General features: G+C 45.2%; 1 protein-coding gene. It reads left to right on the forward strand.

Going from position 1 to position 414, the window contains the following annotated elements; translation table 11 throughout:
* On the forward strand, positions 1-414 hold a 414-nt coding region (locus tag P3R27_RS14895), incomplete at both ends, for a DUF916 domain-containing protein (protein WP_301399203.1).

Consider the following 414-nt stretch of genomic DNA (forward strand, 5'->3'; position numbering starts at 1 on the left):
TGCGCCAGATGCGACAGAAAAGTTGACATTGAAACTACAAAACGCCAATGCCGAAGCAAAGAAAATCAAAATTACGCCACATACTGCGTATACGAACGTGATGGGGGTCGTCGAATACGGACAAGACGCAGAAAAAGCAGATCCCACACTCCAGCATTCACTAGGTGAGTTGATCGAGCAACCCGAAATCATCGAGCTTGGTGGTAACGAAACGAAAACGGTGACGCTAGATCTGAAGATGCCTAAAGAAGCATTCGACGGCTTCTTAGCTGGTGGCTTACGGATAGAAGAAGTCAAAGAAAATACAACTGACGAAACAACTGATGAAGAAGGGGTCGCCATCCAGAATGAGTTTGCGTATATCATCGGTGTAGTTGTGAGCAACAAACAAGATGCTGTACAACCTGATTTAGA

The organism is Enterococcus spodopteracolus, from assembly GCF_030441955.1.
Classification (GTDB): Bacteria; Bacillota; Bacilli; order Lactobacillales; family Enterococcaceae; genus Enterococcus_B; species Enterococcus_B spodopteracolus.